Here is a 9,091-nt window from a genome sequence, read left to right as displayed (position 1 = left end):
GTCTTCGTCGAGCCGCGTCGCCCGTGCCAACGAAATGATGTCCTCCGCGATCGCGTCCGCGCGGGTCGGATCGAGATCGGCCGCCATCGCATATTCGTCGACCAGCGCTTCCAGCCGCGCCATCTCGTCATGCAGCTCGGCGCGGGTCATCGGCGGCGTCAGATGATCGACGATCACCGCCGCGCTTCGCCGCTTGGCCTGGATACCCTCGCCGGGATCGTTGACGATGAACGGGTAGAGATGCGGCAGCGGCCCGAGCAGCGCAGTCGGGAAACAGTCGCGCGACAGCCCGGCGCTCTTGCCCGGCAGCCATTCGAGGTTGCCGTGCTTGCCGAGGTGGATCACCGCATCGGCGCCGAACGCCTGCCGCAGCCACAGATAGAACGCCACATAATGATGCGGCGGCGGCAGCTCGGGATCGTGGAAGCTCGATTTCGGATCGATGGCATAGCCACGTGCCGGCTGCACGCCGACCAGGATGTTGCCGAAGCGATGCAGGCCGAGACGGAATGCCTCATTCGCGACATGCGGATCCTGCTCCGGCGCCCCCCACCGTTCTGTCACCGCGTCCCGCACCGCCTGCGGCAACTCCGCGAACGCCGCCGCGTAGTCCGCCACCGGCCAGCTCACGCCGCCGTCCCGATCGGATCGGCCCTTTAGTTCGTTGGTCGGGCCGCGCTGCAGCCGCTCCATCAGCGCCACCGTGTCGGCCGGCAGCTCGCGGGTGAGATAGCCTTCCGTCCGCAGCGTGAACAGTAGGTCGTGCAGCGATTGTGGGGTGTCGAGGCCGACGCCGTTGCCGAGCCGGCCATCGCGATTCGGATAGTTGGCGAGCACGATGGCGACGCGGCGTTGGTCGCGCGGCTGATGCCGCAGCCGCACCCAGGCTTGCGCCAGATCCGCCACTGCGTCGATCCGGTCCTGCAGCGGCAGATACACGGTCGGGGCGAATTCAGCGTCGCCGCCGCGCTGCTTGAAGGCCACGGCTCCGGCGAAGACACGGCCGTCGACCTCCGGCAGCACGACATGCATGGCGAGGTCGCGCGGATTGAGACCCCGGCCGGATTGCTCCCAATGCTCGCGCGTCACCCCGGCCTGCGCCACCTGCAGGATCGGGCAATCCGCCGACGCCAGCACGCCGGAGTCGTCCGTGGCGGTGGCGGTCGCAAACGCGGTGGCGTTGATGATGACGTCCGGCGGCGTCGCGGCGAGCACGCTGCGCAGGAACGCGATCGAGCGCGCATCCTTCAGGCTGGTCACGAAGATGCAGGTTGGATCGAAATCACGCGCGGCCAGGGCGTCACGCAGCGCCGCGATCGCCGCGGTATCGCCGCTCGCCGCCAGCGCGCGATAGAAGATCACTAACGCGCGGCGGCGCTGCGATGGCAGGGGCTCGGCTGGCCAGAACCCCGCTGCTGGCATCGGCCGCGGCGGCGGCGGGCAATCGTCGCGCAGGATCATCCAGGCGGCGTAGCGCAGCGCCAAGCGGATGTTCTCGGCGCCGCCCTCGCTGCAATAGCGCCACAGCGCGTGAGCATCGTCGAGATCGGCGGTGCTACGCGCCGCGAGTTCCGCATTCCACTCCATCTCGCCCGGAATGCAGACGAACTGCGCGCCCCGCGCCAGCGCATCGCGCCGCAGGCTGTCGACGCCATGCGGCCAGTAGGCCTCGCCACCGAGCATCCGCAGGATGACGAGCTTGGCTTTCGCCAACGTGCGCTCGACATAAAGATCGACCGAGGCCGGATGGCCGAGCGCCAGAAAATTGGTGAGCTGGAGCGTCGGATAGTCGTCCGGCATTCCGGCGCGCGCAGCACCGAACGCCGCCAGATCGCTGTCGGCCGCCGACAGCACCACGATATCAGCCGTCGCCTGCCCGAGATCGCGCGCAACGTCGCCGTCGTCGATGCTGGCGCTGGTGTCGAGCTTCAGGTGCATGCGAGGAGCCTTGGTGGCACCAGCAACGCGCCTTCCCCGTCAATGCGAGGAGCGAAGCGACGAAGCAATCCAGCTCCGAGCACTGAGCTGGATTGCTTCGCTTCGCTCGCAATGACGGAAGGCGTCATGAACTACCCCGCCAGCGCGCGCCGCGCGGCGTCGGCGTCGAAGCCTTTGAGGCCGATCACCACCAGATGGTCGGGGCGCTCGGCATCGGGACGGGCGAAGGCGAGATCGATGCGCGAGCCGACCGCCTGCACCACGACCGGTGCAGGCTTGCCGGCGACACGGGCATGGCCCTTGACGCGCAGCACGCCCTGGAGCCCCAGCGCATCGCCGACCCGCGCCTTCATGGCGTCCAGCGACTCTGCCGGCTGCGGGGTGATCACCAGCGAGTCGAAATCGTCGTGATCGTGCTCCTCGCCTTCCGCGTGATGCCCGGTGCGGGATGCAAGATCATTCTCCGCTTCGGCGTCGAGCCCGATCAGCACCGACGGCGCCAGCATGCCATGCGAGCGGACGATGCGGACGTTCGGACGTACCCGGCTCGCCAGCTTGGCTTCGAGCGCGGCGAGCTGGTCGGGCGCGACCAGATCGCTCTTCGACAGCACCACCAGATCGGCGCAGGCGAGCTGATCCTCGAACACTTCCTCGATCGGATCGTCATGCGTGGCGTCACGCTGCGCCTTCACGGCGTCGTCGTCGAGCGGCACGCGCCCTTCGCTCAGCGCCAGCGCGTCGACCACCGTGACGACGCCGTCGGCAGTGGCGCGGGTCTTCACCGCCGGCCAGGCAAACGCCTTCAGCAGCGGCTGCGGCAGTGCCAGCCCGGAGGTCTCGATCACGATCGCGTCGAGCGGCGTGTCGCGGTTCAGCAGCTTTTCCATGGTCGGGATGAAATCGTCGGCGACCGTGCAGCAGATGCAGCCGTTGGTCAGTTCGACGATGTCGCCCGGCGCGCACACCGACGCGCCGCAATCCTCGACCAGCGAGCCGTCGAAACCTGCATCGCCGAATTCATTGACGATCACTGCGATGCGGCGACCGCTCGACTGATTGAGCAGCGCGCGCAGCAGCGTGGTCTTGCCGGCGCCGAGAAAGCCGGTGAGCACCGTAACGGGAACGCGGGCGGTCATGAACTACTCTCCTGATTGGCGTTTCAGCCACAGCGGCAGGCCGGCGGCGATGAAGGCGACGTTGGGCACCGCGGCAGCGATGGTCTGATTGAGGCGGCCTTGCGCGTCGCGGAAGGCGCGGCCGAGCGGCGTCTCCGGCACCAGGCCGAGGCCGACTTCGTTGGAGACGAGCACGATCGGTCCGGCGGCGACGCCGAGATAGCGCGCCAGCCGCCTCGCCTCGACCTCGGGATCGCGGCCGGCTTCCATCAGGTTGAACAGCCACAGTGTCAGGCAATCGACCAGTACGGCGCGGCCGCGGCCGGCGTGCTGGGTCAGCGCATCGACCAAGCCGAGCGGCTCCTCGATCGTGGTCCAGCCCTCGCCGCGGCGGATGCGATGGTGCGCGATGCGATCGGACATTTCGTCGTCGCTGGCGGTGGCGGTCGCGAGATAGATCCTGGCGAGGCCGCTCTCGGCGACCAGCCGTTCACCGAACACCGATTTGCCGGAGCGCGCGCCGCCAAGCACCAGCGTGGAGATCAGCGCGCTCATGCCGGCGCCCGCCCATCGTCGGGAGACCATTGCGGCGGCGGCATGCGGACGACGGTGCCTTTGCGCAAGACTTCCGGGCGCTGCCGCCACGGCACCAGACCGTAGTGACTGTCCTGATAGGAGGCGACGAACGCCGCCACCGCGTCGGCGCCGCCGGCACCGTCGAGATCGCCGAACACGAAGGTGTAGCCGCCTTCGCTCGACACTGCGACGGTGGCGGCGCGTTTGCATGCGGACAGGCACTGCACGGCGCGTACCTGCACTCCGCCGGCGCCGGCCAGCGCGTCGCGGACGGCTTCCAGCATCGGCGCACCGACGGCGACGCCGTCGATCGTCTTGCAGGTGGTGCAGACGCTGACCATCACCGGCGCGCCAGGCAGCACGCGCGGCAGATCGGCGCTCAGATCGGCAGGGGGCTCGGAATCCATCGGGCTCGAATCATCGCGTCAGCTATCGAGCTTTGTCGGAACGCGCGGGAGAGGCCTTTGCCGTCCGCACTGCTTCCGTCCGGTGCACCCCGCCCCGACGACCCTTCAAAGCACAATACGCGATGGCAGGTCTCCTGGCTCGCGAGTCGCCGCCATTCGCCGCCTTCCCAGGAATTCCCAGTGGCCTCGGCGATGGCTCGTCGCTTACAGTTGCGGGGGCAGCTCCGGGATCGAGACGCACCGCGCCTCCCACCGGCTTCCCTTTTCACCTTCCTTGCGGAAGGACCATCGTCCGGCACGCTAGCTGCGACGCTGTTGCGGGTCAACAACGCGAAGGTGGTGTTGACCGGGCTTGCGCGTTTGCCTCAGTTGCGCGCCTTGCCGAACCAAAGGACCATCCGATGCCGACCGAAACCCTCGTCACCTGGCAGCCGCCGTCGATCACCCCGGTCGACCCGTCGCTGAAAGCAACCTTGCGGGCGCGGGTGGACGGCAAGGCCAAGCCGCTCGGCTCGCTCGGGCGGATCGAAGACCTCGCCATCGAACTGGCCTTGATGCGGCATCCGCAGCCGCCGCGCGCCGACAACGCGGTGCTGATGGTGTTCGCCGGCGACCATGGCCTGACCGAAGAAGGCGTGTCGCAATATCCGTCCGCCGTGACGGTGGCGATGGTAATGACCTATCTGGCCGGCAAGGCGACCGCGAACGCATTCGCAGCAGCCAACCACGTCGACGTCCGGGTGATCGACGCCGGTGTCGCGGCCGAGCTGCCGAAGCATCCCGATCTGATCGACGCCAAGGTGCGGATGGGAACCGCCAACGCGGCGCGTCAGCCGGCGATGAGCGTCGTGGAGGCGTGCCAGGCGCTCGATCGCGGCGCCGACCTGGCGCGGGCCGAGATCGCCGCGGGGGCGGACGTGATCGCGCTCGGCGAAATGGGGATCGGCAACACGGCCTCGTCGTCGCTGCTGCTGCACCGCCTCGGCCCGGCACCGCTCGACCAGAGCATCGGGATCGGCGCCGGCCAGGATGCCGACGGCATGGCCAAGAAGAAGGCGGCGATCGAAAAGGCGGCGATGCGCAGCCCCGCCACCGCACCGCTGGAGGCGCTGGCCGAATTCGGCGGGTTGGAGATTGCCATGATGGCGGGCGCGGTGCTGGGCGCCGCCTCGCAGCGCCGGCCGGTGATCGTCGACGGCTTCATCGCTACCGCCGCGGCGCTGGTCGCGGTGCGGCTGGCGCCGGAAGCTCGCGACTATTGCATATTCGCCCATCGCTCAGCCGAGCGCGGCCACGATCTCGCGCTGCAGGCAATGGACGCCGCCCCGCTACTCGATCTGCGGCTGCGTCTCGGCGAAGGCACCGGGGCGATCCTCGCCGTGCCGCTGGTGCGCGCCGCCTCGCGGCTACTCACCGACGTCGCCGATCTCGCCGACGTGCTGGCGGGCAAGCTGTGAGTACGGTGCTGAACAAGATGGCGGCGATGACCGATCCGGCCGAGATCGCAGCCGCCAACGCCAACCCGCCAGTGTTCGACGAAGCGTTTCGGGAGAAGTTCGCCGAGCTGATCGCGTGGCGCTGCGACGTCCGCCGCTTCAAGACCGATCCGGTCGCGCCCGAGCTGATCGATCAGCTGCTCGACCTCGCCCAGCTGGCGCCCTCAGTCGGCAACAGCCAGCCGTGGCGCTGGATCAGCATCGACTCCGCCGAGACGCGGGCGCGGATCCGCGCCAACTTCCTGCGCTGCAATGAGGTGGCGGCGAGCGCGTATCAGGGCGACCGTGCGGCGCTGTACGCCAAACTCAAGCTCGAAGGCATCGACGTCGCGCCGCGGCAGTTCGCGCTGTTCTGCGACCGCGAGACGGCGCAGGGTCTCGGCGTCGGGCGCCAGACCATGCCGGAAGCGCTCGATTACTCCGTTGTGGCGATGATCGAGACGTTCTGGCTCGCCGCGCGGACGCTCGGCCTCGGAGTCGGCTGGGTATCGATCCTTGATCCAGAGGCGATCACCACCGAGCTCGACGTGCCGGCGACCTGGAAGTTCATCGCCTATCTGTGCGTCGGCTGGCCGGTGGAACACCACGTCGACCCGGAACTGGTGCGCCATCACTGGCAGGACCGCACCACCGCAGGCCGCATTGTGCTGTCGCGCTGAGTTCCGTCGGTGCGTGGGCGCACTGAATGCCCGCGCTGTTTGTTGATCGTTAAGGCAAGATCGCGGCGAGAGCCGCAATTTGCAAGAAATCGTCACATTCGCACGTCAGGACTCCGTCCGCGTTTCCGATAACGGAGGACCGGACATGCGAACTACCAACCTTTGGACGACCGCTTTGTTTGCCGGCGCGCTGGTCGCGTCGAGCCTCTCTGCCGCACCGGCGCTGGCGCGCGGCCAGCAGGATCAACGCAACGCCGGCGAGGCCGCAGCGACGACGTCGGGATGCAGCTCCTACGAACGCGCACCCGACGGATCATGGCGCCAGATTCCCTGCCTTTCGAGCGGACCGGCCGCCGCGATTACGCGGAGCTCATCGAGCCGAAGCTCAGAAGCCAGCAACTGATCACGGCGCCTTCAAGACAACGGCGCGGTCTCGGTCGTCCTGGCCCTTACGCTTCAATCCCGTCGTTGCTGATGACCGGAGCAATCCGGCATCGGCAGCGAACAGCATGGCATCTGCTCGGACTTAACGCCCGAACAGTCCGGTGATCGTCTTCTTCGCCAGGGTGTGGAAGTTGAGATCGAAGCCGACCAGCGCCGGCATCGCGGTGGCGCCGGCGTTCGGCAGCTTTTCGACGTCCACCGCGAATACCGTGATCTGATAGCGGTGCGGCTTGTCGCCCGGCGGCGGGCACGGGCCGCCGTAACCGGGCACGCCGAAATCCGTCAAGCCCTGGATCGTGCCTTCGGGCATCAAACCCTTCGCGATATCGCCCGCGCCCTTCGGCAGCGATGTCGTCGTGGCCGGAATGTTGAACACCACCCAATGCCACCAGCCGCTGCCGGTCGGCGCATCGGGATCGTACATCGTCACCGCGAAGCTCTTGGTGCCGGCGGGCGCGTCGCTCCAGCTCAGCGCCGGCGAGACGTTGGCGCCGGTGCAGCCGAAGCTGTTGAACAATTGCTCGTGGGCGATCGTTGCGCCTTCGGCGATGTCGGGACTGGTGAGCTTCATGGCCTGCACTCCTGCCGCATGCGGGCGCGCACGCCGGCTGGCGCGCAGCGCACGTCATCGGGTCGCTGATGTCGTGGTCCCCGCCGGGCGGCGAGGCGACGCGATGCTAGCAAGCCGAAACGGGCGACGGAAGCTCATGCGCGGCTCGAGGCCGGCGACAAATCCGCCGATTAATCCGGCTTAGTAGCCGGCGCCTTGCGGGACGCCCTCAGCAGCAGCGGAAAACCGGAGAAGAAGGTGTTGGAATTGATCAGCAGCGGAATCCCGAGCCATTCCGACACGGTCCGCGGACCGCTGCGGAGCTCCTCGCGCCGCGCCTGAGGCGGGGCCGGCCGCGCCGGTGATGCCGCTGGCGCCGACTTGACCGCCTGCGCCGCAGGATCGGGGGCCGGCTGGGCTTCAGTCTTCGCCGGCTGCGCGGGGGCCGGCGCCGCAGAGCCCGCCGTGCTCGTCGCACCTGCCTCTTTGCCGCCGTGCCGTTCGAGAATGCCGCTGGCCACGAGCGCCGACCCGAACGGCGGCTCGACCCGAACCACGGCCCCGCCGCCGCTCGGACCGCGGCGATCGGGCACCTCGACCAGTTCGACCTGGTTGAAGCCGCGCTGCTTGAGTTCGGCGACTGCGGCCTTGGCCTGTGTGGCGCTGTCGAAGGTACGGGTGATCTGCGTCATGTCTGGCATGCCTCGGAGGGTTGCTCGTCGGCGTGCAAACGACCTGAAGCGCAGGATCGTTCCTTTCGGGCCGGCACGGCGTCCCGAGTGGAGAGCCGCCGGACGGCTAAGCGCAGACGTCCGGCATGCAGCAGCCGCCGCAGCCACCCTTGCCGTCGCACATCGGAGCCTCCGGCCCGCCCTTGGCGGGCTTGGCGATCAGCGACAATTGCTGCTCGAGGCTGGTGCTCTCGCAGGACGGGCACACCGCGGATTCACCGGAGAACAGCAGCGTCTCGAACTGGTGACCGCATTTGTTGCAGACGAAGCCGTAAATCGGCATGACGGACCTTCCGAAGCTGACTGGGAACCACTTGCGCCTAGCAAACAACCGGCGCGGCCTGCAACGCGTCGGATCAAATCGAAGCCAAGGAGCGACGCGATGGATCAGGGCGAGGCCTGCGTGGTGATGGTGACGGCGCCGAACAAGGAGGAAGCGGAACGCGTGGCAGTCGCAACACTCGAAGCCCGGCTCGCCGCCTGCGTCCAAATCCAGGCCATCACCAGCCATTATTGGTGGGACGGCAAGATCACCAGCGACGCCGAGCAACTGCTGCTGTTCAAGACCCTGCCGACGAAGTTCGCCGCCTTGCGCGACCTGATCACCTCGCTGCACTCCTACGATACCCCGGAGATCATCCAGCTCCCGGTCACCGCCGGCGCGGAGAAGTATCTCGGCTGGATCAGGCGCGAGACCGGCGCGTAGGGCTCACCCGCAGCCACACCGGCGGTTCGCCGCCCGCGGCCAGCGCAGCGCGAATGGTGCGAGCAGGTACGCGCGACGGCCAGCGCAGCAGATGACTACGGCAGTGCGTGCAGTCTGTCGCGCCGAATCCATCGATCGGCACCGGAAGAAATCCAAGCCGTTCCACCAGTTCGCATTCATTGCCGAGCGTGACGGCCCAGGCGCCTTTGACCTCGCCGGCCGTGGTCAATTGATCGACATGCCAACGGATCGATTTGTCCTTGCGAAAATGCCGCGCCAGCCGGGCCTGCAGTCCACCCGGACCATAGGCCGAACCGCAATACAGATAACGCCCAGGCCGAAGCCGCGCCGACAGGCCGCCGCCGACGAGCCGCACCGTGAGCGGCGCCGCGACTGCGATCGCCACCACATAGGCGCCGGGGCCAGCCGGACAGGCGGGGAGCGACACACTGGTCATCGGGTCTTTGTG

11 protein-coding genes and 1 riboswitch are annotated in these 9,091 nt (G+C 68.1%); of the genes, 3 read left to right on the top strand and 8 right to left on the bottom strand.

Annotation, left to right across the window (positions count from 1 at the left end; genetic code table 11):
- The 4 genes from DYI24_RS14870 to DYI24_RS14855 form a co-directional block, all read right to left on the bottom strand.
- A partial coding sequence (locus DYI24_RS14870; protein WP_205523528.1) for a cobaltochelatase subunit CobN occupies positions 1-1,938 on the bottom strand: 1,938 nt, incomplete at its 3' end.
- A gap of 131 nt (positions 1,939-2,069) precedes the next feature.
- Positions 2,070-3,074, bottom strand: coding sequence for a cobalamin biosynthesis protein CobW (gene cobW / locus DYI24_RS14865; RefSeq protein ID WP_164572836.1), 1,005 nt, complete (start codon positions 3,072-3,074; stop codon positions 2,070-2,072).
- A 3-nt stretch (positions 3,075-3,077) separates the two neighbouring features.
- Positions 3,078-3,608, bottom strand: coding sequence for a bifunctional adenosylcobinamide kinase/adenosylcobinamide-phosphate guanylyltransferase (gene cobU / locus DYI24_RS14860; RefSeq protein ID WP_164572835.1), 531 nt, complete (start codon positions 3,606-3,608; stop codon positions 3,078-3,080).
- Positions 3,605-4,036: a DUF1636 domain-containing protein gene (locus DYI24_RS14855; RefSeq protein ID WP_164572834.1), complete on the bottom strand. Its 432-nt coding sequence runs from the start codon at positions 4,034-4,036 to the stop codon at positions 3,605-3,607. Before DYI24_RS14855 ends, cobU begins: the two co-directional genes overlap by 4 nt.
- Positions 4,037-4,143: 107 nt before the next feature.
- Positions 4,144-4,341: riboswitch (cobalamin riboswitch) on the bottom strand.
- 96 nt (positions 4,342-4,437) lie between these two features.
- On the opposite strand from DYI24_RS14855, the gene cobT reads away from it, so the two are divergent.
- Positions 4,438-5,493, top strand: coding sequence for a nicotinate-nucleotide--dimethylbenzimidazole phosphoribosyltransferase (gene cobT / locus DYI24_RS14850; protein WP_164572833.1), 1,056 nt, complete (start codon positions 4,438-4,440; stop codon positions 5,491-5,493).
- Entirely contained in the window at positions 5,490-6,191 is a 702-nt protein-coding gene (gene bluB / locus DYI24_RS14845; RefSeq protein ID WP_164572832.1) for a 5,6-dimethylbenzimidazole synthase, read from the top strand. Before cobT ends, bluB begins: the two co-directional genes overlap by 4 nt.
- 526 nt (positions 6,192-6,717) lie before the next feature.
- On the opposite strand, the gene DYI24_RS14840 is transcribed toward bluB, so the two are convergent.
- From DYI24_RS14840 to DYI24_RS14830, 3 genes are all read right to left on the bottom strand, one after another.
- The gene (locus DYI24_RS14840; RefSeq protein ID WP_164572831.1) at positions 6,718-7,206 is read right to left on the bottom strand and encodes a YbhB/YbcL family Raf kinase inhibitor-like protein; all 489 of its coding nucleotides are present in this window, start codon (positions 7,204-7,206) and stop codon (positions 6,718-6,720) included.
- A 170-nt stretch (positions 7,207-7,376) separates the two neighbouring features.
- Positions 7,377-7,877, bottom strand: coding sequence for a hypothetical protein (locus tag DYI24_RS14835; protein ID WP_164572830.1), 501 nt, complete (start codon positions 7,875-7,877; stop codon positions 7,377-7,379).
- A gap of 106 nt (positions 7,878-7,983) precedes the next feature.
- Positions 7,984-8,199, bottom strand: coding sequence for an FmdB family zinc ribbon protein (locus DYI24_RS14830; RefSeq protein ID WP_107342894.1), 216 nt, complete (start codon positions 8,197-8,199; stop codon positions 7,984-7,986).
- Between the two features lie 99 nt (positions 8,200-8,298).
- On the opposite strand from DYI24_RS14830, the gene cutA reads away from it, so the two are divergent.
- On the top strand, positions 8,299-8,622 hold the full coding sequence (cutA, locus tag DYI24_RS14825; RefSeq protein WP_164572829.1) for a divalent-cation tolerance protein CutA: 324 nt from the start codon (positions 8,299-8,301) through the stop codon (positions 8,620-8,622).
- Here the strand turns inward: cutA and DYI24_RS14820 are convergent.
- The coding region (locus DYI24_RS14820) for a GIY-YIG nuclease family protein (protein ID WP_502706345.1) at positions 8,600-9,091 on the bottom strand (492 nt) is incomplete at its 5' end. The genes cutA and DYI24_RS14820 overlap by 23 nt on opposite strands.

It is taken from the genome of Rhodopseudomonas sp. BR0C11 (assembly GCF_010820945.1).
Classification (GTDB): Bacteria; Pseudomonadota; Alphaproteobacteria; order Rhizobiales; family Xanthobacteraceae; genus Rhodopseudomonas; species Rhodopseudomonas palustris_H.
This window is presented reverse-complemented; position numbering and strand designations above follow the sequence as displayed.

Excerpts from the sequence above, each read along its gene's own strand:
- cobW (WP_164572836.1), bottom strand. The coding sequence starts at position 3,074 with ATGACCGCCCGCGTTCCCGTTACGGTGCTCACCGGCTTTCTCGGCGCC.
- cobU (WP_164572835.1), bottom strand. The coding sequence starts at position 3,608 with ATGAGCGCGCTGATCTCCACGCTGGTGCTTGGCGGCGCGCGCTCCGGC.
- DYI24_RS14855 (WP_164572834.1), bottom strand. The coding sequence starts at position 4,036 with ATGGATTCCGAGCCCCCTGCCGATCTGAGCGCCGATCTGCCGCGCGTG.
- cobT (WP_164572833.1), top strand. The coding sequence starts at position 4,438 with ATGCCGACCGAAACCCTCGTCACCTGGCAGCCGCCGTCGATCACCCCG.
- DYI24_RS14840 (WP_164572831.1), bottom strand. The coding sequence starts at position 7,206 with ATGAAGCTCACCAGTCCCGACATCGCCGAAGGCGCAACGATCGCCCAC.
- DYI24_RS14835 (WP_164572830.1), bottom strand. The coding sequence starts at position 7,877 with ATGACGCAGATCACCCGTACCTTCGACAGCGCCACACAGGCCAAGGCC.
- DYI24_RS14830 (WP_107342894.1), bottom strand. The coding sequence starts at position 8,199 with ATGCCGATTTACGGCTTCGTCTGCAACAAATGCGGTCACCAGTTCGAG.
- cutA (WP_164572829.1), top strand. The coding sequence starts at position 8,299 with ATGGATCAGGGCGAGGCCTGCGTGGTGATGGTGACGGCGCCGAACAAG.